This is a genomic window from Chitinophaga agri (assembly GCF_010093065.1).
Lineage (GTDB): Bacteria > Bacteroidota > Bacteroidia > Chitinophagales > Chitinophagaceae > Chitinophaga > Chitinophaga agri.
The window spans coordinates 7,400,247-7,424,700 of sequence record NZ_CP048113.1 but is presented as its reverse complement, the minus strand read 5'-3'; the positions used below and the strand labels follow the sequence as shown (position 1 = coordinate 7,424,700).

Here is a 24,454-nt window from a genome sequence, read left to right as displayed (position 1 = left end):
GTATTAGTTGCTCGAAAATAAAGAATTAACTGATACGATTAGAAAAGTCTTGTATGTGTTGAATGCACTATACGTTTATCCGTGAACGACAGCTTAATGTTTAATTTACGATTGCTTGATATTAGGAAAATTTGTAATTACATTTGGTTTACAACTATCCCTGTTGGCGTAACTGGCTAATCTTAAAAGACTGATGGGATCAATGCAATCTCTTTCTGACAGTGAATTGGTACATCTGCTTTCCGGTGGAGATCATGCAGCTGTTGAGGAGATTTACATCAGATATGCGCCGTTGCTGCTCAAACATGCTTTCAAAATGTTGCAGGATGAACATGCTGCGGAAGATGTGGTACATGATATCTTTTCCAATCTCCTTGCGGATGAGAAAAAGCTGGAGATAAAAAGTTCTCTGGATTCCTATCTTTATCGTGCTGTCCGAAATGGCGTATTGATGTTGTTTCGGAAAAGCAAAAATCAACAAAAGTATATTGAAGGTTTGAGTTCGTTTTCAGAATACGCTGAAACTACAACTGACGATTTGATTTTGGAAAAAGAACTCAGACGCCAGATTGAAGATGCGGTAGCTGGCATGCCGACAAAAATGCGCGAAGCCTGGGAACTTAGTCGAAATCAGCACCTATCCCGTAGGGAAATTGCCGCTATTACTCAAACTACTGAAGGTACTGTGAATACCCAGCTTAACCGAGCGATGAAAGTTCTCAAGTCTAAACTCACCATCCTCTTCTCTTTATTTTAATTCTTTTTTTAGACGGCTGTATATATATACAGCTGTTTGGACATTTGGTATTTGTAGGGCCATTCAAATCACATGCTGAGATTTGAAACCTGGAGTATCGAAAACATGACTGAACAAGAGGCCAAGGCATTATTAGAAAAATTTGAACATGGGAATTGCACTCCTGAAGAGAAGCTATTGCTCTATAGCTTTTATAATGAGTTTGGCAAGACGATGCCTGATACCTTGCAGGACGAGCGGCTCGAAAAGATGTATCAACGTATCTGGATGAGGATGGACCGGAATAGGCAGGCTAACGGCATTAGCCGCAGCCTGTTCATTCGCGTAGCGGCTACGGTCGCGATTGTCATTGGTCTTGGCACAACTTATTTTGTGCTTACAAAAAACAGCCATAAGCCGTCCACTCCGCAAGTAGCTTTGGAAAGACTACCTGGTACGAATAAAGCCATTCTTACACTGGCCAATGGTAAGCAGATCGATCTGGATAGCAAGATCAATGGCACAATAGCTAAACAAGGCAATGTATCTATCAGCAAAGCCGCCGATGGGCAGCTAGTCTATACCATTGAGGACGGAATAGCAGGAAGTGGTTACAATACAATATCTACCCCTAACGGAGGGCAGTATTTCGTGAAGCTGCCAGATGGTAGTACTGCATTTTTGAATGCAGGAAGTTCACTGAAGTTTCCTCTTCATTTTAATCATTCCGAACGCCGCGTACAACTGTCAGGAGAGGCATATTTTGAGATTGCCAAAGATCCGGGGAAGCCGTTTAGAGTAGTATGCGATGGACAGCTCATTGAAGTACTGGGAACACATTTCAATGTGTACAGCTATGCAGAAGAGCCTAGAGTAACGACACTCGTTGAAGGCCGGATCAATGCTACACTGCCAGCAACTTCAAAAACGATCAAACTGAAGCCAGGACAACAGAGCATCACCACCCCATCAGGTTTTAATGTAGAACAGGTCAACGCAAATGACGTCATTGCCTGGAAAGATGGGCTTTTTATATTTCATAATACCAGTCTGAAAAATGTCGTTAGGCAGCTGGCCCGATGGTATGACGTGGAAGTAGATTATTCTACATTGCCAGATACCGAATTTAACGGTGAAATATCCAGAAAAGATAAGCTGACAGATGTATTAAAACTACTGGAGACTGCCAGTGATGTACCATTAACATTTGACGGAAGGAGGATTATGCGTAAGTAACCAGACCCATTTCAACAGCATAATAAAACTTACGGATAAAAAAACCGGGAAGTCTTGTACACTACCCGGCTATAGTTAGTTATCTGTAAGACCAATTTGTATCAACCAATCTAAACAACCAACTAAACCAAAGTTATGAATTTAAATATTCATTGCAATGGCTGCTGCTTGCCTGAAAAATCATGGCTACAGCGCCACAGCCGACCATTAATTAAGTATCTGCTGGTTATGAAATTTATCACCGCAATCTTACTGTTAAGTCTCAACGTTTCAGCCAATATTTATGCGCAGCAGATCAACCTGTCTGTGTCCAAGGCACCCTTTCATGAGGTGCTGCAAAAACTGAGAAAGCAAACCGGTTACAACTTCTTTTATGTTTCGCACATCCTAAAGACTGCAAAGCCGGTCACTGCCGATCTGAAAAACAGCACCCTGGAAAATGCTTTGAAGGTGATCATGAAAGATCAGCCGTTCAACTACATCATTCAGAAAAATAGCATCACGATAAAAGCAAAACCGAAGCCTGGCTTTCTTGATAAAGTATTAGATATGTTTCAAGCGATCACCGTTCGGGGAAAGGTTACCGATGAAAGTGGTAATCCGCTTGCTGGCGCGTCTGTAAAGGCCGATAGTAAAGTAGCAATTACCAACAGCGAGGGTAATTTTGAGCTAAATGGTATCAATGACAAATCGACTATTGAAGTGTCCTACATAGGTTATGCTTCTGTATCGCTTCCTGCATCTTCAGATTTCATGAGTATTAAGTTATCGCTGAACTCTGCCGACTTACAGGAAGTTGTAGTTAATAAGGGGTATTATACCACGAAACAAGAACTAAATACTGGGTCAGTAGGACATATTACCGCTAAGGAGATCGAAAGGCAACCAGTTAATGATTTTGTCATGGCCCTGGAAGGACGGATCTCTGGGCTGAATATCAGTCAGAATAACGGTGTTCCAGGTTCGTCCCTAAATATCAACATCAGGGGACGTAACAGCATTGCAAATGGTAATGAAACATTGTTTATTATTGATGGTGTGCCGTTCCCTTCGCAGTCTTTATCCTACTATGAAAATGCATCCGGTGGGGCCAAAATTTCACCACTTAATTCGATCAGTGTATAATCCGGAGTAAACTGAACCACTAATTCCAGTCCAAACTGAACCAGTGATTCCGGGGTAAACTGAACCACCTATAACAGATTTATATTGCTGATTAACCAGGATTCCGGACCAAAGTGAACCACCCTGCATCATAATTATTCCTGCCATTCCGGCATAAAGTGAACCACTTACAAAGCGCATACAATAGCACATCTATTCAGTAATCCATTGCTTTGCGGTAAAAATTACCGGATAGCAATGGCCAACAAGGTTATAGAGATGCATATTGTACGCAGTATTATCCAGCATTCATCACGTAATTCCTCTGAACGGCAGATTGCCCTTCAGTTAAACATATCGCGCAATACAGTGCGCCATTATCTTCAACGGCTTAAAGCTACTGGCTATAGCTGACAACAGTTATTAGCCATGGACGATGCGGCGCTCAGCGAACTTATATACAACGCCGTAGTCTTTCCCGTCAAAGATGAGCGCAGACAGGCGTTTGAAGATCGGGTAAGCTATTTTCTCCTTGAACTTAAACGTACCGGAGTTACCCGCCAACTCCTGTGGCAGGAGTATTTGCAACAGTATCCGGATGGCTATGGCTACTCACAGTTCTGTGATTTATTATCTCGTCATAGTAGTATAAGGGATACTTCCATGCATTTTGAGCATCCTCCTGGCCAGATGATGATGGTTGATTTTGCAGGTGATAAACTCGCTTATACGGATCGCCAAACAGGTGAGATTATCTATTGCCCTGTGCTGGTTTGTGTACTACCCTGCAGTGGCTATACCTATGTTGTACCTATGCCTGATGCTACTCTTCCTCAGTTGGCAAAGTCATTGAACAATTGTCTGCAATACTTTGAAGGCGTTCCATTCAACCTGAAGACAGATAACATGAAGCAGATAGTAAGCAAAAGTTGTCGTTATGAGCCTGTATTCACAGATATGATACAGCAATGGGCGTTACATTACAATATAACATTGCTGGCGGCGCGGGTAGCTAAACCTAAAGATAAGGCGACAGTAGAAGGTGCTGTAAGATTAGCTTATCAGCGTATCTATGCACCATTACGTGATAAGGTATTTTTCAGCCTGGAAGAACTGAGTGCTGCCGTTAATGAGCAGCTTAGCTTACATAATAGTCGTTCGATGCACAGGAAGCAATACAGTCGATTGCAGTTATTTAAACAACAGGAACAATCTCAGCTACAACCTTTGCCAGATCATCCGTTTTCTATTAAGCATAGTACCGAAGCAAAGGTGCAGCGTAATTACCACATCGTATTAGGAGAAGACTGGCATTACTACAGTGTTCCTTGTTCTTACATCAGCAAAACTGTTAAGGCAATATATGATACAGACATCGTAGAGATCTATTACGCACATCAAAGGATAGCATTGCATAAGCGAAGCTACAAGCGCCATGGCTATACCACCTGCAAAGAACATATGCCGGAAGCACACCAGCATTACCAGCAAGGCTGGGATCCGGATTACTTTCGCAGGCAAGCCACCGCTATAGGTATAGCTACCAGCCAATATATAGACAAATTACTGCTAAACAAGCAGTTCAGTGAGCAGGCTTTCCTCGCTTGTAAAGGGTTGTTGAGACTAGCGAGGACGTATGGCAACGAACGGCTGGAAGCTGCCTGTAAGAGAGCTTTGCAAGGCGGCACCTATGCCTACAGGATTATTAACAATATACTTTCCAATAATTTAGATCAGCAATCACTTCCCGATGATAGTAAGGTGGCCTTTCAACTGCCATTACATGATAATCTAAGAGGAAAAGATGCTTTTTAGTAACACTCCCTTCGCCACATTCTATAATAATTATTAGAACCATAAAAACAAAAGCAACATGAATACAGAACAAACAGTAACCCAGCTACAGCAACTAAAACTACATGGTATGGCTGGACGTTATGAAGCCTTGCTGGATCTTCCCATACATCAACAACCAGAAGCTCATGCTCTGCTGGCGATGCTTACAGAAGCTGAATTAGGGTATCGTAGTCAGCAACGTACCGGATTATACATTCGATTATCCAAATTACGTTACCAGGCAGTGTTGGAACAAATACACTGCTCCCCAGCAAGAGGGTTTACTGCCGAACAGCTACAGCTACTTTGCGATGGTTCTTTTATTGAAAAATCCGAGAACATTGTAATCAGTGGTTCTACCGGTTGTGGCAAGAGTTATCTAGCTTGTGCATTGGGCCGTCAGGCCTGTACTCTTGGTTATCGCACGCTGTATTATTCCATGAATAGATTTATTGAATCGCTAGCAACAGCCCGATTAGATGGGACCTATGTAAAATGGTTAAACCATCTCGCTAAAACACCTTTGCTGATATTAGATGACTTCGGCCTGCAACCGCTTACGCATGATATGAGGCTCACCTTACTACAGATTATGGAAGACAGGTATGGTAGAGGATCTACAATTATTGCGGCTCAGCTACCGCTGAGCAAATGGTATGATTACTTAAATGAACCTACCATCGCAGATGCTATTATGGACAGATTGACAGCCCGCATGCATAAAATAGATCTTAAGGGTGAATCAAAACGTAAAGCAAAAACTAACTAACTTTGATAACGCTATTGATGTGCTTTATAAGTGGTTCACTTTGCACCGGAATGGTGGTTCACTTTGTCCGGAATATACACTAAATGGGGAAGTTGTTGAGGGAAAACATGAAAAGCTAGTAAGTAGGGATATCTTTCTAATAGCCAACGAAGAAAAGAATAAGGTAACTCACGGCTTCGTACAAAATCCGCTTAACGAGGCACTGCCGCTGAAACTATTCATGAAATGCGAAGCGTGCAACTTATATCTGAGAGGCTATTTAGTTAAACGGAAGAATCTATACTATTATAAGTGTGATAATGGTAGCAAATGCTCTTGCCATATTAGCGCCAACAAGCTACATGAGAGGTTTATGGCTATCTTGAGTGAGATAACTCTTCCTGAGAAGTTATCGACCTATTTCAGCTGCAATTGAGAAAGCTGTTTACCACCATAAATGCTGAGAGAGAAGAAACAGCTAAACAGTATAGAGTTCGACTAACAGAACTGGAACAAAAGATCGAAAACCTGGAAGAACGTTATGTCGAGGGTAAGGTGAAAGAAGAACTTTATGAAAAATTCATTATTAAATATAATGTTGAACGTAAAGAATTATTGGATCAACTACAACCTTTCCCTTTAAATGCCTCGAACCTGGAAAAATACATTGAATTCGCTACTGAGCATGTCACAAAACCCGCTCTCATGTGGAATTTTAGCAGCTATAATGAAAAACAAAGATTACAGAAAATGATATTTCCTGAAGGGATCTATTATAACAAGGAAAATGACGTACCTCGAACCACAAAAATGAATCCGTTATTCTCGCTCGTTGCAGATCTGACGGGCAATTCATACAAAGAAGAAACCCGACCTTTTGAGAGTATTCTCAAGAAGTCGGGTTTGGTGATCCCGCTGGGACTCGAACCCAGGACCCATACATTAAAAGTGTATTGCTCTACCAACTGAGCTACGGAATCATTCCGCCGAAACGGGATGCAATATTAGGATAAAATATTTACAACTTCACAATTCTGTTTACTTTTTTTGAAAATAATTTTCAAGTCATGCACATAGTAGTGCAATCACTGATTAAAATACTGCCATTCCTCATGCAGCTTTAAAAACGGAAACTCCTCCATTAATAACTTAGTCTTACGTGCGTACGTTTGCAGAAACTGCTTATGCTGAGCACTTTCACGATTAAAAGGTTTATGTTGTTTTGCCCTGCTCAATTCTGCAACACGTGGTAATAACTGCCTGTCTTCCTCTCCAAGACAATTTGCTGTGAAGTGGTCCCAGACATAATTTACGGCAAGATCATTTGGATGTACCAGGTCTTCTTTATAGAACCGGTAGTCACGCAGATCATCAATGACCAGTTCATACGCCGGGAAATAAAAGAGCCTGTCAAATTTATTAACCAGGTGATGCACTGTCTGTATCAGCACAGCCTTACTCAGGTTATTCTCTACCACACCATCACGGGTATAACGTACAGGACTGATCGTAAACATGATCTTCACCTTCCTGTTGCGAAAGAACAGGCGATGCATCAGGTTATCCAGCGCGGAGATAGCGTCAGGAGGAGATAATAACTTTTTGTGAAAAGCGGAACCAGGTACCTTGTGGCAATTGCCTACCACCTGGTTGACAGCAGCAAGTGTATAGGTGAATGCAGAACCAAGTGTGATGATCAGCCAGTCTGCCGCTTCCAGTTGCTTAGCGGCCGTTTCCTGTGCGGCGTTAATGCCAGCAAGCACCGATTCCTGATCGGGACCGGAAAAGCGGCTGTGATGATCCCAGCTATGCCACAGATCATTATGCTGGAAGAGATCAGCGGCCGTATATTGCCTGCCATCCAGATAGGTATGCAGCGCCTGGGTGATGCTGATCGGATTATACAAGATGCCATGTGGATTGATCACAGCATCAAAATGGTATTGCTGAAGACGTTCACCGATCTCCTCCGCAAAACAGGACCCTACCATCAGGATCTTGTCGGTATACCTTACGGGTGTTGAAAGCGGTGAAACAGGAAAGGTCAAACGAAAGTTTGTCATGATGCAAGACTAATAAAAAATACGGTCGGCTATTTCCTGGGCGGCCTGCAGGGCAGCGGAATCGAGTCCCAGCTGCTCATGGCGCTGTACGCTGAAGTCAAGCAGACGCTCTGTAGCCAGATTGCCTACCAGTTCATCTTTAGCCATCGGACAACCGCCTATTCCTTTAATGGCACTATCAAAACGTCTGCAACCCTGATCGTAGGCGGCGGCTACCTTTTCTTCCCAGTTATGAGGGGCAGAATGGAAGTGCGCACCAAATTCCACGGCAGGATAAGCAGGAATAAGTGTAGAGAAAAGTTGTGTGATGATCTCCGGATTAGCAATGCCTACGGTGTCAGCCAGGGAAATCGTTGTGATATCCCTTCGTACGAGTTCGTCTACCCATTTGAGGGCGACAGACGGATCGTACGGGTCTCCGTAGGGATTGCCAAATCCCATTGAAATATAGACAACCAGCTGTTTGGTGTTTTTAATACATAACTCCTGCAGGGTCTCCACCAGTTCAAGGGATGCGTCAATCGTCTTATTCGTATTGCGCAGCTGGAATGTCTCAGAAATAGAGAATGGATAACCCAGGTAAGCGATCTCGTCGAACACCACAGCTTCTTCAGCCCCCCGCTGATTCGCTACGATGGCCAGCAGTTTACTTCTGACATGGCTCATATCCAGGCGGGATATCACGGCTGCGGTATCCGCCATCTGAGGAATGGCCTTGGGAGACACAAAACTGCCAAAGTCAAGGGTATCAAATCCTACCTTTAATAAAGCGTTCAGATATGCTACCTTCTCATCCGTACTGATGGATCTGTGCCATCCCTGCATGGCATCACGTGGACATTCGATCAATTTCATTTACTGGAGATTTTTTATGCGCCTCTCTGTTTCATGGCTTCATACAGAATGATACCAGCAGCCACAGAGACATTGAATGACTCAAAGTTTCCGGCCATAGGAATGTGGAACAATGTATCCGAAGCCTTTATCAGTGCCGGGTACACACCCTTATCCTCGGAGCCCATAATAATAGCTACCGGCTCTTTCAGTTCGCAGTCATACAGCTTCGTTTCTGCCTCCATCTCGCTGGCAATCACTTTAATACCGTTCAGGTGGAGGGTATCGATCGCTTTCAGCAAACTGTTCACACGGCAGATAGAGATCTTCTCCAGTGCACCTGCGGAAGATTTAATCGCCTCTTCGTTCAGTGCAGCAATTCCTCTGTCCGGGATAATAATCGCCTGAGCGCCGCAACATACTGCACTACGGGCAATAGCTCCGATATTACGGACATCTGTAATGCCATCCAGGATCAGGAACAAAGGGGTCTCTCCCTGATCTGTAACATGCGAGATCACATCCTGCAGGTCAAGATAGCTCACCTTGCCTGTAATGGCAATACAGCCCTGGTGATTTGCAGCTGTTAACCCGTTCAGCTTTTCTACCGGAACGAGATTGATTGGGATATTATATTGATCGGCTAACTGCTTTATCTGAGGGATGATATCCCCTGTTGCTCCGCGCAACATAAAAATACGCTCGATTGCCTTACCCGCATTGATCGCTTCCACAATCGGCTGCCTGCCAATCACCATGGACGATGCCTTGGGCTTGGGAGCTTGCTGACGGAAACCGCCAGGCTTTTTAAATTTTCGTTGTTCCATTACCGCAAAGAACGGAATTTATGGTCAAATTTCCCCTTCCAGCATCATCAGCTTTACTTTCAGAATAGCCGCAACAGACATGGAATCAGTGATCTCATGGTTTTTGACCATCTGGTAAGCAGTCTCAAAAGGCACTTTCCGGGTGAACAATTGCTCAGTTTCCTCCGGTTCCGCCTCCCTTTGTTCCAGGTTACGGGCCAGAAACACCACAGCCGCTTCATCCGAGACGGAATTAGACAAGTGCATCCGGACGATCGGCTGCCAGTCTGTTGCTACCAGCCCGGTTTCTTCCAGCAATTCCCGCTGTGCTCCCAGTAATGGGTCTATGCCCAGTGGACCTCCGCCCTCGGGGATCTCCCAGCTAAACTGTTCAAGTGGAAAACGGTACTGTCCAACCAGGTAAATATTGTTCTCCTCATCCAGGGCGACCACGCCAATAGCTGCATTCTTGAAATGCACCACCCCATAAATGCCCTTGCCACCGGAAGGATTAATTACCTGGTGTTCTGTGATCTTTATCCAGGGATTATCATATTTCTTTTCACTGGAGAGTATCGTCCAGGGATTTTGTTGCATTTCCATACAGCAAAGAAAACAAAAAAAAACCGCCTCGTTAAAAACGAGACGGTGTCAACCAGATGTCGGCGGTAAATACCTTTTGAACATCATACCTAAATCTAAATCGTATCTTTTATAATATTATTTTCACTTGTGATAGATGATGTTTTAAATGATGCAAATAATCCGTCACCACATATTGCATTGTGACAGGTTCTTTCTCATTAATACTGATAAGGTTATTTAGTGCTCCGGCGGGTATGGCACGTATCGTTAGCGCCAGGTGCCTGTTCATGCCCGCCCATAATTGAATTAATTCCTGCCAGCTGCTGAACTGCCAGGCTTGCCCCTTTACCCAAAATTCCTGTGTATAGCCAGGAATCTCCAGCAAAGATATTTGTTGTGATCGTATAAAACGAACATTATTATTAATTGCTGAGTCAATTAAATGCCCAATGATCTCCTTCGGACTCCACTTATACCTGGAAAGCCTTTCTGCTGCTTCGATTTCAGGGATGTCACATAAAAGTGGTACAGCCAGATTTATTGTATGCAACAGCGAATTTGCGATCTCATAATGGGGGTTTTCCTCTGTTAAAAGGATCTCCATTTTAATATCACTCCGCTTATAACGCCCTGCTTCAACAGGAATTTCCCGGAACCCCAGTTTCTCATACATCGCCAGTGCGGTCACCAGTTTCGTACTGGAATACAATACCACTCTCGTCAAACCCTTACTCCTGGCCAGGTTTAATATAGCTTCCACTAACTTGCGCCCGATCTTATATCCGTGATACGCTTCATCCACTCCCATCTTAGTCATCTCAGCAGTTGTACTATCAATAGGCTTTAACGCGACCGTACCTACTATTTTATCATCTGCTTTTGCGAAAATGATCTCTCCTCCTTTTTCTATAATGTGCTTATCAGGATGGCCAAGCACATCCTCATCCACCGGCTCTACTGTGAAATATCGTTCTATCCACCACTTGTTCAGTCGTTCAAAATGCGGCTGAAGTGCCGGTTCGTAAGTCAGAAGTGTGACGTCATTATTTAGTGGTGCCATATTGTTTTTTATTCCTGTTTACAGCTATGTTTACCAGATATACACCTCCCAGTGTCACAAGACAAGATATTCCTGTTGTCCAGTTCAGGTGCTCCTGCAGGATGAGCCACCCCAGTAACACGGCCACTATCGGATTGATATAGGCATATACCGAAGCCAGAGAGGGAGGCAGATTGTTCAGCACAAAGACGTAGGAAGAGTAACCAAGTATAGAACCCGCGAAGACGAGATATACCAGACTTCCCCAAAGTTCCGTATTAAAACTATCTAACGGTAAGGAATACCCCATCAGCATGGCGATGACCACCATTACAACACCACTGAATAACATCTGAAAACCTGCGCCGTATAAAAAGTTTATCTTGAGTGCCCATCTGGCGGTTAGTACCGAACCGATCGCCCAGCTCACACAGGAGATCATTGTCAGAAAAATGCCAAAGCGAAACTCCGGATTTGTCAGACTCGACAGATAATCATAAAATATGCCGCCAACGCCCAGCAACCCTATCAGCATACCAGTTATTAATAATATAGTGAACTTCGTACGCTGCACAAGAAAATAACTGAATATCGTTATCCAGATAGGTACTGTTGCAACAATAATCGCACAGAGGCCGCTGGGAATATATTGCATGGCCCAGGTAATCAGTCCGTTACTCAGGCAAAGCATCATGATGCCGATCACAAATAAACGAGACAGAACAAACTTCTCCGGGAACTTATACCCTCTCAGCAAAAAGAAACCTGTTAGCAGCAGCCCTGCGATTGTCTGTCTGGCGCCTGCCAACATAAGACCATGTGTATGACGCACGCCGATCCTGGAGGCCAGATACGTGGTACCCCAGAAAATACTGACTACCACCAATGCCAGATAGGCATTCGTGTTTGACTTTTTCATACTCCGAAGTTGTTATGGATTGTGATGAATAATGTATGAGTGTATTATGCTACCGTCGCCCCTGCCACCTGTTGTTGCATATCCTCCCAGGCAATAGCCAGATCATGCTGTGTCGTCCGCCAGTTCACCAGTGCGGCACGTACAGCCGGTACTCCGTGATAAACCGTTGGGGTCAGCATTACCTTGCCACTATCGTTCAATGCCTGCAGGAACGTATTGATCGCTGCCTGCTTCTCCTCATCCGCTACATTCAATGTGAAACAGACTACACAGAGCCTTACAGGGGCCAGTAAACGGAAAGCATCATTACTGCTGATCAGCGCTCCCAACTGGCGGGCTAACTCAATATTATTATTCACAATAGCAGTATATCCTTCGGCACCATACGCTACTAACGTAAACCAGGCAGGTAATGCGCGAAGACGACGGGAATTTTCCGGTGTATAATTACTGTACTTAAAATCTTTCTCCGGATCACCAAGATAAGCTGCTCCTGCGTTCTTAAATGTATCCAGTTGCAGCTGCAGATGACGGGTAAATATCATCGCCGCATCGTAAGGCACGTTTAACCATTTATGGGCGTCTATAGTAATACTGGCCGCCGCCTCCCAGCCATTTAACAGATGACGATATGCAGGGACGCAGGCCGCAAATGCGCCAAACGCAGCATCCACATGCAACCAGAAACCATACTGTTCCTTTAACGACGCAATCGCCTGCAGATCATCAAAATCAACTGTATTGACAGTACCAGCGCTGGCTACCACGATCAATGGTTCCTGCTTATGCTCTTTCAGATATTCTTCAAGTGCATTGATATCGATCGATTCACGATCGTGCAGTGCGGGGATCTTCACCAGCGCATTCCTTCCGAAACCCAGCATGGCCATAGACTTTACTGTACTGGAATGTGGAACGCAGGAAACGATCTTAGCCTGCGATAATGCGCCCATTCCTTCCTGTGCAACATCTACTCCCAGTTGCTCTCCCAACCACTGGCGCGCAATAGCCAGTCCTGAAAAATTAGCCATCGTTGCCCCCGTGACAAAGCTGCCGGAAAATGCGTCCGGCAACCCAAACAGTTGCCGGAGCATAGCAATGGTTTCCGTTTCTATTTTGAATGGCGGTATGTCTCTGTCAGATGCATTCATATCGAATACAGACGTCAGCCAGTCACCTGCGATCGCAGGTATTGTACTACCACCGGTTACAAAGCCCCAGTTACGGGGACCGCTGTTACCTGTAAGATGCTCTTCGTATCGCTTTCTGAACTGTTGTAGCGTGTGCATTGCTCCCAATCCCTTTCGTGGCAGATCAAACGGGCCAAATGAAGCAGTACCAGCCTTCACAGGCAATGTATCTATGCTTGACAGGAATAACACGCTGTAATCTTTTATTTCCTGTAGAAAATTATCCATCTGCTGCAGATCCTGGTTTAATAACTGGTTCATTGGAGGCTTGTTTAACTGTTAGGGAACTAGACTTCAAAATTGAAATAATTCCGGCACATAAAACAGATTCAGTTTTGTAATTTTCGACCAGATCAGATTGAAAAAGGGGCAGCTTGATTAGTTGATAGTTTCAGGCGGTTTTATTTCGTTATTTTTCAGTTTTACTTTATTGCGGAATGTTTTATCCGGATGATGCACAGCAGCTCACTACGCCTTCATGTCTCTTTTATCAGAATAATTCCAAAGAACCAGATTTCTGTCTGATCTCATGTTCCAACAACCATTTCTTTCGCCATAACCCGCCCGCATAGCCGGTCAACGTACCATCACTGCCTATAACCCGATGACAGGGTACTACGATCGCAATCCTGTTCTTTCCGTTGGTAGTACCAACTGCACGAATGCTTTTAGGATTATTGATACGTTTGGCCAGTTGCAGATAGGAAATGGTCTGCCCATACGGGATAGTCATCAGTTGTTGCCACACAGATTGCTGAAATGCGGTTCCTGGTTGCGCAACCGGAAACGTGAAGGCGCGCAGGCTACCTGCAAAATATTCATTCATCTCTTCCATGCATTGCCGTATCACATCTGGTAGCGGTTCATGTGTCGGCGTTTGTCCTTCTTTAAAAGTGAGTGTGTGTATAGCGCTTTCATTACCTATAATGGTCAATGCACCTACCGGGGTATTGATGATGTGCGTATGTTCTGTGATCATGATTAATTTAGTTAAAAAAGGCTCAATACAATGATCGCCATAGATAAAAGGTAGCATAAGCGGCATGCTCACCCCAATGCTGCGTATATTCCTGCACCTGCGCCAGCGGAGGTTTTACATCCAGTTGCAACTGTTGCTTCAACGCATTATGCAAACCAGCATCTTCCAATGGCAATGCCTGATGGTGCCGATGATACTTCATGAGTACATAGTTGGCTGACCAGTTACCAATACCCCTGAATGAGATCAGGTGCTGCCTGGCCTGCTGGTAGTCCATTTGCCAGAGCTGCGCATCAGTGAGCAGGCCATCGGTCATGGATTTCGCCAGGCCGATAATGTAATCCGCCTTACTCCGCGAAAACTGCATACTGATCAGCGAGACGGGTTCCAATGCGGCTACTACAGCTGGATGAGGATATATATAATGATCCTTTCCATCCAGCACAGTATGATAGCCAAATGCCTGGATAAACCGCTGCCTGAGCGTATATGCAAAGGACAAAGTGATTTGCTGGCCTGTAATACTCCAGGTCAGCGCTTCAAACAGATCAGGCACACCTATGAGCCGCAAACCTTTATACCTGCCGGCCAGCGGTCCCAGCACAGGATCTTTCTCCGCAAAGCTGTAAAACGGATGCAGGTCGGCATCCAGATGTAGCCAATGTGTGAGATAACGGCGAATATATCCCTCATCTATATTTACATCGTCTGCATCACTATTAACTACAGCAGCCTTCAGTCCCTTTGCTGCAGGATCATCACTGATCTCCAGTAACACAGGATGGCCATTGGAAACAACCATCTTCTGCACAACCCCATCTGCCACATAGTGCAGACACTCCTTTTCTGACCTGCCCAGAAACACCAGGCATTCCGCGAAAGAAAAGTTATCATGATCAGTAACTGGTATACTTATTTCTCGCCTATTATACATAGTGTTTTGCCGTATTATGGTTTACAACGCTTACAGGCCCGGTATCCGTTCTTTAGTGCCTCCTCTCTTGTTATATAAAAAACGACATTGTCCGGCCTTGGATTGGCAGCGCAGGATGGTTTACAGAAAATCCCGGTCGTCTTTACGGCATTGTAGAACAGCCCGTCAAATTCTTTGTCCTTGCTCAACATGGCTTGCAGCATTACCGGATGGCTAAGCGGCGCTCCCTTTTTGTAGGCCGTTTCCTCCACAAAGACACCATGGTCGTTTTCCAGGGAACGTTCCCCCCATTGGAGGTAGCTGTCCAGCCACTCTTTAAAAGAATAAAAGGCGGCCTTGTTCAGGTAACCGTACCGCTCCCTGCCGGCCTGGTAGATCTTTATCCATCCACTATCCTCCAGCAACTGCAGATGTTTCGATACTGCCTGCCGGCTGATATGGCTGAAGTGCTCGTTGATCTGATTCACGTTTAGTGGCTGCAAACGTAACAATGCAAGGATTTCCCGCCTTACAGGATCCGACACACCTTTGAATAGCTCATCCATTATGCAATTTTTTAGTTGCACTAAGTTATGCAACTTTTTTGTTGCTCAAAACCCATTTCTTGCTACATTCGTCAGGCATATCAGTTTAAATTTCCTTACATTTGAACCAGATCAGTTCAATTAATTATGCCATGCTAAAAACTGCTGAACATCTTTATCTGCAGATTGCCGACAAACTGGAGCAGCTCATTGCCAAAGAAGTATTAAAGATCGGAGATAAGCTTCCCTCCGTCCGGACGATGAGCGAGGAACAGGGAGTGAGTATGAGTACGGCCTTTCAGGCATATTATCACCTCGAGGCGAAAGGACTTATTGAATCCCGGCCAAAGTCAGGTTATTACGTCATATTCAGTCCGCGCCGGATGCCCGAAATGCCTAAAGCATGTGAAGCGGTCAGGAAACCTTCGGAAGTTACCGTACATGAAATGATCACACAGGTATCTCAGGATATGCGACTCGAAAATATTACCCGGTTTGCTTCTGCCGCGCCACCGGAATCTATGCTGCCCGCAGCCAAGATATCGAAAGCACTGATCCAGGCTTTAAGAAAGACACCTTTCGCGGGTGTGGGATATGAACCTGTACAGGGAAACGCAGACCTCCGCAGACAGATCGCCCGCAATTCTATATTATGGGGTGGCGCTGTCAGTGAAGATGAGATTGTTACCACAAGCGGATGCATGGATGCGCTGACGCTTTGCCTGTCCGCTGTGACGCAGCCGGGAGATACGATCGCTGTGGAAAGTCCCGCATATTACGGGTCTCTGCAACTGGCAGAAACGCTGGGACTGAAAGTGCTGGAAGTACCCACACATCCTGGTACAGGCATCGATATCGAATACCTGGATAAAGCGATCCCTAAATTTAAAATAAAGGCCTGCCTGTTCGTCACCAATTTCACCAATCCATTAGGTGCCTGTATGCCAGACGCCAATAAACAGGCGCTGGTGAAACTCCTGGAGAAATATGATATCCCACTGATTGAAGATGACATTTATGGAGACATGTACTTTGGTAAAGAACGACCAGGTGTATGCAAAACATTTGATACAAGCGGCCTGGTATTGCTGTGTAACTCCTTCTCCAAGTCTGTAGCTCCGGGCTATCGGGTGGGCTGGGCGGTGCCAGGCAGATACCTTGAAAAAGTACTGAACCTGAAACGCCATCATTCCATTTCATCCGCATCTATTCCAAGTGCGGCCATCGCATGTTTCCTGGAAAATGACCGGTATGAACATCACCTGAGAGGCATGCGAAAAGCACTGCATACACAGTATATGCGGCACCTGCAGGCAATACGGGAATATTTCCCGGAGGATTGCTGTGTATCACGCCCGCAAGGTGGTTTCGTGATGTGGGTGGAGTTAAATCCCAGGGTGAATACCTATGAACTGTACGAGCAGGCCATCAAACATAAAATATCTTTTGCACCTGGCAGGATGTTCTCGTTACAGGAAAGATATAATAACTGTATGCGCATTAGCTACAGCAATCCGTGGAGTAAGCAGGTGGATGATGGATTAAAAACACTGGGACGCCTGATCAGAAAACTCTCTTAAAATAAAAGACCGGGACAAGACTATCCCGGTCCATTGCTTAAACCTACAACTGTATATACTATTAGATTTTTATGCTGTCTTGCGATAGTTCCAGATAGCCCATCCATTCAATACCACTGCAAAGGCTATCTCATACAGGAACTGCATTTTTATATCCGCAAACCGGCTCCCCTTCAGTACAATCATCCTCATGACATCAATAAAGTGCGTTACCGGTGTCAGTTTAGCGATCACCTTCGCCCATCCAGGCATATTATCCACAGAAACAAATAATCCACTCATCAGCATGAAGATCATGATAAAGAAGAAGGCTACAAACATGGCTTGTAGCTGATTAGCACTATAGGTAGAGATTAGCAGTCCGAACCCAAGCAGTGCAACAAGATAAACTGCCAGGAAACTGTACAACAGCAACAGACTACCCAACGGGATGATGCCGTAGACAAATCTTGCCAGCAATAATCCCAGGCTAAAATCGACCATGCCAATCACCCAGAAAGGGATCAGCTTACCCAGAATGAACTGCCATTTCTTAATAGGTGTGACATTGATCTGCTCTATCGTACCCATCTCTTTCTCCTTCACGATATTCAGCGCTGCAATAAAACCACCTACCATTGTCACAAGCAATACCAATATACCCGGCACCATATATAACCGGTAATTCATATTCGGATTGAACCAGTTTGAATACGTTACATCTATTGTCCCGGCACCAGGCATCTTTACAGGTAACCATTTCATGCGGATCTCGTTGTTAAAATCGCCCAGGATCGTGTTCAGATAAGCACTGCCCAGTCCTGCTTTCGTACCGTTAATTGCATCTGCCGCGAGATATACAGCTGCTTTGTTCTCCTTTACCAGGTCCCTTTCGAAGTGAGCTGGTATCTCCAGGATAATATCCGCCTTTTCCTGCTCTACCTGGTGCAGGGCAGGTGTGTAATCTGTATAATAACCTTTTATAAAAAAGTAGCCAGACGAAGCGATCTTAGCCACCATTTGCTGCGTGTAGGTAGAATGATCTCTGTCCACCACCGCCAGATTAATATGCTTCACGTCAAAGTTTGCTGCCAGCGGCATGATAAGCAACTGTATCATGGGCATTACAAAGATGACAGGCAACAGTCCCTTATCGCGGAATATCTGTCTGAATTCCTTTTCCAGCAATAGTCGCAATGTTCTCATGCCAGCCGTGTTTTAAAACTTTTAATACTGATAGTAAGTAATACCAGCGTCATTCCAGCCAGTACAAGTGTTTCCTTCCACACCACACCTATGCCCAGTCCTTTGAGCATGACTGCTTTCACGATCACATAAAACCAGCGGGAAGGCAGCAGGTTGGATATGAGTTGCAAGGGCAATGGCATATTCTCCAGCGGGAAAATAAAGCCGGTAAATAAAATAGTCGGCAACATCATGCCCATCATCGAAACCATCATGGCCGTCTGCTGAGAGCGCGTTACGCTCGATATCAACAGCCCCAGCGAAAGACAACTGATAATGAACAGCGTACTCTCCATAAACAGCAACAGCAGGTTTCCCCTGACAGGCATCTCCAGCGCCAGTATGCTCAATAACAGGATAATCACAAAGTCAACCATGGCCAGGACCAGATAAGGTACGGCTTTAGCTAGTACAACATATACAGGTTTAAATGGAGACACCAACAATATCTCCATAGTACCCATCTCTTTCTCCCGCACAATAGAGACAGATGTCAGGGTTGTACAGATGATCATCAGCACAAGGGCCATCACACCCGGGACGAAGTTCATAGATCCGTTTAACGCAGGATTATACAGCATTCTCGTCACTGGTTCTATACGCATCGGTATATTGGCAGTTGGGTTGATCTGCTGCTGGTAATCGGTTACTATGGCTGTGAGATAATTGGTAAGCGTTTTTGCCGTGTTAGGATCTGTCGCATCCGTAATGATCTGTAACTGTGCTACCTGACCGTTCCGCAGGTCATTTCCAAAACCGGCAGGAAAGACCAACGCACATTTTGCCGCTCCCTTTTTAAAGTCTGTATAGATATCGTCATCAGCGTATGCCTGCTGACTGATATTAAAATATTTACTTGCTGATATCATAGCGATCAGCTTCCCGGATGCCGCATCACCGGCATGGTCTACAATGATGATCTGGGCATTTTTGATCTCTGTGGTCAGCGCATAGCCGAACAGGAGGATCTGCATAACAGGCAATCCGAAAAGTATGAGCAATGTCCGCCTGTCTCTGAAAACATGATAAAATTCCTTTCTGACAAACACCATGAATTGTTTCATGTGTATAGATTTTAGTCGGCAGAACGCTTTGCGCTTCTGGCCAATGCATAAAAAACTTCGTTCATGGAGGCTGCGCCAAACTGTGTCCGCAGATTAGCGGGTGTATCCAGCGCATCGATCCGTCCGTCAACCATAATGGATATCCTGTTACAATACTCGGCTTCGTCCATATAGTGTGTCGTGACAAATACAGTGATGCCCTGCTTTGCAGCATCGTAAATCAGGTCCCAGAACTGTCTTCTTGTAACGGGGTCTACCCCACCGGTTGGCTCGTCCAGAAACACAATGCGTGGCTGATGGATGATTGCCACAGAGAAGGCCAGTTTCTGCTTCCAGCCTAACGGCAGACTTCCAACCATCATCTTTGCTTCCTGCTGCATGCCAAGCTTTTCCAACAGTTCATCACCCTTCTCTTTCAATTGTCTGTCTGAAAGACCGTATACACCACCATAAAAACGGATGTTCTCTCTTACCGTCAGACTCTCATACAACGAGAATTTCTGACTCATATATCCGATGTTCTTTTTAATCTCCTCCTGTTGTCTGAAGACATTAAAGCCGGCTACTGTTGCCTCACCGGAGGTCGGATAGGATAATCCACAAAGCATCCGCATGGCCGTGGTCTTACCAGCTCCGTTTGCCCCCAGAAAGCCGAATATCTCACCCTGTTCCACATCAAAAGAAATATGGTTGACCGCGAAAAAGTCACCAAAGCGTTTCGTAAGGTCTTTGCAGCTGATTGCCTTGTTACTCATAGCCAGCTTGTTTTTTTCTTTGGTTAGGACATATTACTGATCACTCAGTTTCTCAATAAAACAGTCTTCTATGTCAGGTGTGATCTGATCAACTGATACCTGCGGATGCCCCTTATGCTGCAGATACGCCCGCAGCAATGCAGGATGATCTTTCCGCTCATCTTTAAATGATACACGCAATGTTTCACCAGCAGCATAACACTGGTCAATACCCTCATACAACCGCACATCATGCAGCAGCAGATATACTTTGGGCGCTCTCAGGGAATATAACTTTCCGGGGTATGCCCGGATGATATTATCAGGGGTATCGATTGAAAGGATCGTCCCTGTCTGGATCAGCGCAATCCGTTCACACAAACTGGCTTCGTCCATATATGGAGTAGATACCACGATAGTGATCCCCTGTGCTTTCAGGCGTCGTAACATTTCCCAGAATTCCTGGCGGGATACAGCATCCACACCCGTAGTTGGTTCGTCAAGAAAAAGTACTTCGGGCCTGTGCACCAATGCACAGCAAAGGGCCAGCTTCTGTTTCATCCCACCCGATAGCTTTCCTGCTCTCCGGTCTTTAAAAGGTGCGATCTGTTCATAGATATCTTTGATCAGGGCATAGTTTTCTGCTACTGTCGTACCGAAGAGTGTTGCAAAAAAACGCAGGTTCTCTTCGATCGTAAGATCCTGGTAGAGTGAGAACTTACCGGGCATATATCCTACACAACTACGGATCTCGTGGTAATCTTTTACTACATCATATCCTGCTACGGTGGCTTTTCCACTATCCGGCAACAACAAGGTCGTCAGTATGCGGAAGATGGTGGACTTGCCGGCACCATCTGGTCCGATCAGTCCGAACAGCTCCCCCTTCCCGACGGAAAAAGACACATCGTTTAGTGCAGGTGTTGTGTGTGTTATATATGACTTACTGATATTCTCCAGTATTACTGTATCCATGATCAGTGGAATTGGGTAAGTGCGAACATGCCTATTTTCAGGTATCCATCATTAGGAACGCGTATTTTGATGGCGTATACAAGATTAGCGCGTTCCTCTTTTGTCTGGATAGTTTTAGGTGTAAACTCCGACTTACCAGATATATAGGAGATCACGCCTGGATATGTCTTATATGCTTTGTCGCCAGCATCGATCAGCACCTTTACGGACTGACCGAGTTTGATTTCCGGCAGTTGTTTACCCGTGATATAGGCCTTCAGTAACAGCGTGTCCGTATCCGCGATCTTATACAGCGCTTTACCGACCACCGTCATTTCTCCCTGCAGGGCATACCTGGCGAGTACCGTTCCCTTTACCGGGTTCACAATGATCCCCTTACTGATCTCATCATCGTATCTGGCCAGCGACTTCTCCAGCGGGGATCTTTCACTCAGAATACTTCTGTTCTGGTTAGCAATGTTAGTCTCGCTGACGGTCAGTTGCTGGCGGGTCGCCTGGATCTGTTTTTGCATCTGATCAACAGCCGCATTGATATCATCCAGCTGTTTAGGTGTTGCTGCATCGGCTTTTACAAGATTCTCTGTACGTTGCTGTTCATGCACTAACTGCGTCAGCTGCGCTTCCTGTACCGCCAGTTGCTTTCTGACGAGGGCCAATTGTGGTGACGGATCAGTCGTTTTTTCCTTTAATGCATCAATAGTCGCTTCTGCCTGTTCTTTCTGAAGGGAGATCCCATTGACATTTATTTTTCCGACAATAGCATCTTTCGCAAGCGTATCTCCTTCTTTCGCAGTAAAAGACAATAGTTGCCCGTTCTGCTGAGCGGAAACAATTACTTCGTCCGCTTCAAAATTACCGGAAGCATCGGAGGCCGTGTCTCCTGAAGAGCAGGCTGCCAGGCAACAGAAGAGCACAGGAAGAGATAAGTATTTCATATATCAGCTAGTCATTTTATTAGTTACCGGATGTGTTTTTGTGATTGTATTGTATCTGCAGCAATTGTATATCGTGCAGCGCAAGTGCGAGTCTGGCCTGATTTTCAGCATTCACCTGACTGATATAGTCATGTGAGGTGATCACGCCGTTTTCCAGCTGAGCCATGGCCGCCTTTTTCACGGAAGAACGCAGATCGATGATCTCCTGGTCTTTCTGGATTAGATCATTGTATTGAGCGGCCTGTGCCTGTTGACTGGTCATTGTCAGCCGGGTGTTGAACAGAAAGGTCTCTTTCTGTACTTCCACATCCTGACGGCTGATGTGCAACAACTGCTTACTGTTCTTATTAGTATATAAGCTACCCAGTGCCCAGTTAAAGCGGATACCACCCAGTCCGTAAAACCCGAAATCATTACCTACAAAGTTGAGTGTAGGCCTGCCGTAACTCCCCTGTACGAACGCACTGATTTTCGGCAGATAATTTACCTTCAGTTGCTTTTCCCGGATGGTAAAGCTTCGCTGTTGATAATCGTACAATGCCAGCTCAGGACGACGTATTTCGGGTGATAAATTCACCTGTTCAGGTTTTATCAGGACAGTCCGTTCATCCAGTGGCTGATTGATAAACAGTGCCAGCATCTGTAAATACGCAGTACGATTAGCGTTGAGTTGTATACGTAACTGGTCCGCATTCAATAGTTCCGCTTTTAGTTCATCGAGGTGGCTACGTAGTGACGTTCCGTTGTTGACCGCACCGGCTGTTTTGTGTGCGCCACTGGCGATATCCTCTCTTCTCAACTGGTTCTGGCGGAGCTGCTCATCAATGAGCAGAATGCCGAAGAACAACTGGCTAATGCGGTCTTTCACATTGTACAGGTTAACTTCCAGCTGTTGTTGCTGGATGGCTGTATTCGCCCTACTCAGTTCTTTCTGGTAGTGGACATTGCCGCCATCAAAAAGCGTCTGGGAAACTTCGGCCTGCACTTTATACTGATCTTTACTCAGTTGTGGCGCGCCAGGAAATGCGATTTCAACCACCTGCGACTGGTAAGTGGCCTGTCCGGTAAAGGTGAGCTGTGGCAAATAACCTTTGGCCGCATTAGCTACCGTATAGCTACCTGCTTTAGTGATCAGTTCGCGTTGTTTGATAAGCGGATAGTTCTTTTGTGCCAGCTGGTAACAGTTTTCCAGCGTCAGGGAGGTTTGCGCCATAGCAGGGATACTGCAGCATGCGATGGCCCATACGAGATACTTCATCATACTAACTATTTATTTTAACCAATTGGTTAATGTCAGTTTCAAAAAAAAGCCTGTTAAGGCTTCAACCAGGCAAGGATGACATCTGCCACCATTTGCTTTCGCTCCTGTATCAGCAGATCGAACTGGATATTATCCTGCTGAAATATTCCCTGTACCAATGGCCGGGCCACAAACGGAAATATGCAGAGTGATATAATATTCAGAAAGAGCTGGATAGGACTGACGTTCTTAATTGTACCATTCTTACCGGCTTCGATCACTTCTTTCATGAATGCCAGGATACTGGGAAATGCGGCCTGTGAACTAAGGCGTTTAACCATGATCTCAGGCTGTTGATTGATCTCATTCAGTATAAATATTGGCAGATAAGGCACTTCCGCGATCCCATTTATATAATTGTCTATCACCTTCCTGATCTTATCTTCTATAGGCATCTGTCCTTCAAGTATTTGCCCCAGGGCGCTTACTACGCTGGAAAATGCCTCATTAAATACGATCTCAAACAGCTTTTCCTTGCTACGGTAGTAATAGTGCAACATTGCCTTATTAATCCCGGCTTCGTCTGCGATATCCTGCATCCGGGCACCTGCCAGCCCACGTTTGACAAATATCTTTCTGGCCGCTTCTATGATCAGCTCCTCTGTATTTTTTTCCTGTGCCATCTAAACTATCCGATTTAACCATTTGGTTAACCAAAGGTAATGCCTCATTATTAATTTGCAAAAAGTTTCAAAAAAGATCAGCTTAACTGGCCGAAGAAAGTGGAGAGATGCTTCATCATCTCCTTATTAATGGTTAACTGAACATTCCGGCCGGTTTTGTCATAAATCAGTATTCCACTGTCTACCAGGATCTTAATATGATGAGATACAGTAGGTTGAGACAAACCGGTCAGCTCTGTGATCTCACAGCATTGGATAGCAGATTGCCGGGATGCGGCCAGTATAATGGATAACCGGTGCTTATCAGCTATTGCGTTTGCTGCTTTCTCTATCGTGACTGCGTCCATGCTGTAAAAATAGATATTTTTCGATGTCTATGAAAATACAGCAATGAGAAATAGCGGACTCATATTTATAATTATTTTCTTCATTAACAAAAATTAACAACCGTATAGGTCTGATGTCCGTATATCAATGACACCTTAT

25 protein-coding genes and 1 tRNA gene are annotated in these 24,454 nt (G+C 45.0%); 7 read left to right on the top strand and 19 right to left on the bottom strand.

Going from position 1 to position 24,454, the window contains the following annotated elements; all coding sequences use genetic code 11:
• Positions 1–202 precede the first annotated feature (202 nt).
• From GWR21_RS29300 to istB, 6 genes are all read left to right on the top strand, one after another.
• Positions 203–757, top strand: a complete 555-nt coding sequence (locus GWR21_RS29300; protein WP_238430081.1) for an RNA polymerase sigma factor — start codon at positions 203–205, stop codon at positions 755–757.
• Positions 758–829: 72 nt separating this feature from the next.
• Positions 830–1,972, top strand: a complete 1,143-nt coding sequence (locus GWR21_RS29295) for a FecR family protein (protein WP_162335240.1) — start codon at positions 830–832, stop codon at positions 1,970–1,972.
• Between the two features lie 135 nt (positions 1,973–2,107).
• Positions 2,108–3,097, top strand: a complete 990-nt coding sequence (locus tag GWR21_RS29290) for a DUF4974 domain-containing protein (RefSeq protein ID WP_162335239.1) — start codon at positions 2,108–2,110, stop codon at positions 3,095–3,097.
• A gap of 237 nt (positions 3,098–3,334) precedes the next feature.
• Positions 3,335–3,490: an HTH domain-containing protein gene (locus tag GWR21_RS31985; RefSeq protein ID WP_162335238.1), complete on the top strand. Its 156-nt coding sequence runs from the start codon at positions 3,335–3,337 to the stop codon at positions 3,488–3,490.
• Between the two features lie 15 nt (positions 3,491–3,505).
• Entirely contained in the window at positions 3,506–4,891 is a 1,386-nt protein-coding gene (istA, locus tag GWR21_RS29280; RefSeq protein WP_162335237.1) for an IS21 family transposase, read from the top strand.
• Positions 4,892–4,949: 58 nt separating this feature from the next.
• Complete coding sequence (gene istB / locus GWR21_RS29275; protein WP_162335236.1) at positions 4,950–5,681, top strand: IS21-like element helper ATPase IstB; 732 nt, start codon at positions 4,950–4,952, stop codon at positions 5,679–5,681.
• A gap of 883 nt (positions 5,682–6,564) precedes the next feature.
• Here istB and GWR21_RS29265 read toward each other — a convergent pair.
• From GWR21_RS29265 to GWR21_RS29215, 11 genes are all read right to left on the bottom strand, one after another.
• A tRNA-Lys gene (locus GWR21_RS29265) sits at positions 6,565–6,640 on the bottom strand.
• Positions 6,641–6,745: 105 nt separating this feature from the next.
• Positions 6,746–7,723, bottom strand: coding sequence for a GSCFA domain-containing protein (locus GWR21_RS29260; RefSeq protein ID WP_162335235.1), 978 nt, complete (start codon positions 7,721–7,723; stop codon positions 6,746–6,748).
• 9 nt (positions 7,724–7,732) lie between these two features.
• Positions 7,733–8,578, bottom strand: coding sequence for a hydroxymethylglutaryl-CoA lyase (locus GWR21_RS29255; protein ID WP_162335234.1), 846 nt, complete (start codon positions 8,576–8,578; stop codon positions 7,733–7,735).
• Between the two features lie 14 nt (positions 8,579–8,592).
• Complete coding sequence (gene rlmB / locus GWR21_RS29250; protein ID WP_162335233.1) at positions 8,593–9,384, bottom strand: 23S rRNA (guanosine(2251)-2'-O)-methyltransferase RlmB; 792 nt, start codon at positions 9,382–9,384, stop codon at positions 8,593–8,595.
• Positions 9,385–9,408: 24 nt separating this feature from the next.
• Positions 9,409–9,966: an NUDIX domain-containing protein gene (locus GWR21_RS29245; protein WP_162335232.1), complete on the bottom strand. Its 558-nt coding sequence runs from the start codon at positions 9,964–9,966 to the stop codon at positions 9,409–9,411.
• A gap of 109 nt (positions 9,967–10,075) precedes the next feature.
• Complete coding sequence (locus tag GWR21_RS29240) at positions 10,076–11,008, bottom strand: GNAT family N-acetyltransferase (RefSeq protein WP_162335231.1); 933 nt, start codon at positions 11,006–11,008, stop codon at positions 10,076–10,078.
• On the bottom strand, positions 10,992–11,906 hold the full coding sequence (locus GWR21_RS29235) for an EamA family transporter (protein ID WP_162335230.1): 915 nt from the start codon (positions 11,904–11,906) through the stop codon (positions 10,992–10,994). The genes GWR21_RS29240 and GWR21_RS29235 overlap by 17 nt, the downstream gene beginning before the upstream one ends.
• Before the next feature lie 44 nt (positions 11,907–11,950).
• Positions 11,951–13,357 (bottom strand): pyridoxal phosphate-dependent decarboxylase family protein, encoded by a 1,407-nt coding sequence (locus tag GWR21_RS29230; protein WP_162335229.1) that lies wholly within the window; start codon positions 13,355–13,357, stop codon positions 11,951–11,953.
• 229 nt (positions 13,358–13,586) lie between these two features.
• Positions 13,587–14,075 carry a methylated-DNA--[protein]-cysteine S-methyltransferase gene (locus tag GWR21_RS29225; RefSeq protein WP_162335228.1) on the bottom strand — a complete coding sequence of 163 codons (489 nt, stop codon included), beginning with the start codon at positions 14,073–14,075 and terminating at the stop codon, positions 13,587–13,589.
• A 22-nt stretch (positions 14,076–14,097) separates the two neighbouring features.
• Positions 14,098–15,009, bottom strand: coding sequence for a DNA-3-methyladenine glycosylase family protein (locus tag GWR21_RS29220; protein WP_162335227.1), 912 nt, complete (start codon positions 15,007–15,009; stop codon positions 14,098–14,100).
• Positions 15,010–15,023: 14 nt separating this feature from the next.
• A complete protein-coding gene (locus GWR21_RS29215) occupies positions 15,024–15,554 on the bottom strand; it encodes an ArsR/SmtB family transcription factor (protein ID WP_162335226.1) in 531 nt (176 codons plus the stop codon).
• A 131-nt stretch (positions 15,555–15,685) separates the two neighbouring features.
• Here GWR21_RS29215 and GWR21_RS29210 point away from each other — a divergent pair, with 131 nt between their 5' ends.
• Positions 15,686–17,113: an aminotransferase-like domain-containing protein gene (locus GWR21_RS29210; RefSeq protein ID WP_162335225.1), complete on the top strand. Its 1,428-nt coding sequence runs from the start codon at positions 15,686–15,688 to the stop codon at positions 17,111–17,113.
• Between the two features lie 69 nt (positions 17,114–17,182).
• Here the strand turns inward: GWR21_RS29210 and GWR21_RS29205 are convergent, their stop codons facing one another.
• From GWR21_RS29205 to GWR21_RS29170, 8 genes are all read right to left on the bottom strand, one after another.
• Positions 17,183–18,298: an ABC transporter permease gene (locus GWR21_RS29205; protein ID WP_162335224.1), complete on the bottom strand. Its 1,116-nt coding sequence runs from the start codon at positions 18,296–18,298 to the stop codon at positions 17,183–17,185.
• Positions 18,295–19,401, bottom strand: coding sequence for an ABC transporter permease (locus tag GWR21_RS29200; protein WP_162335223.1), 1,107 nt, complete (start codon positions 19,399–19,401; stop codon positions 18,295–18,297). Before GWR21_RS29200 ends, GWR21_RS29205 begins: the two co-directional genes overlap by 4 nt.
• Before the next feature lie 11 nt (positions 19,402–19,412).
• Complete coding sequence (locus GWR21_RS29195; RefSeq protein WP_162335222.1) at positions 19,413–20,156, bottom strand: ABC transporter ATP-binding protein; 744 nt, start codon at positions 20,154–20,156, stop codon at positions 19,413–19,415.
• 33 nt (positions 20,157–20,189) lie between these two features.
• Complete coding sequence (locus GWR21_RS29190) at positions 20,190–21,110, bottom strand: ABC transporter ATP-binding protein (protein ID WP_162335221.1); 921 nt, start codon at positions 21,108–21,110, stop codon at positions 20,190–20,192.
• Between the two features lie 2 nt (positions 21,111–21,112).
• On the bottom strand, positions 21,113–22,045 hold the full coding sequence (locus GWR21_RS29185) for an HlyD family secretion protein (protein WP_162335220.1): 933 nt from the start codon (positions 22,043–22,045) through the stop codon (positions 21,113–21,115).
• Positions 22,046–22,064: 19 nt separating this feature from the next.
• Complete coding sequence (locus GWR21_RS29180; protein WP_238430079.1) at positions 22,065–23,306, bottom strand: TolC family protein; 1,242 nt, start codon at positions 23,304–23,306, stop codon at positions 22,065–22,067.
• A gap of 53 nt (positions 23,307–23,359) precedes the next feature.
• Positions 23,360–23,968, bottom strand: a complete 609-nt coding sequence (locus GWR21_RS29175; RefSeq protein WP_162335219.1) for a TetR/AcrR family transcriptional regulator — start codon at positions 23,966–23,968, stop codon at positions 23,360–23,362.
• A 77-nt stretch (positions 23,969–24,045) separates the two neighbouring features.
• A complete protein-coding gene (locus GWR21_RS29170; protein WP_162335218.1) occupies positions 24,046–24,315 on the bottom strand; it encodes an ArsR/SmtB family transcription factor in 270 nt (89 codons plus the stop codon).
• Between the last annotated feature and the right edge of the window lie 139 nt (positions 24,316–24,454).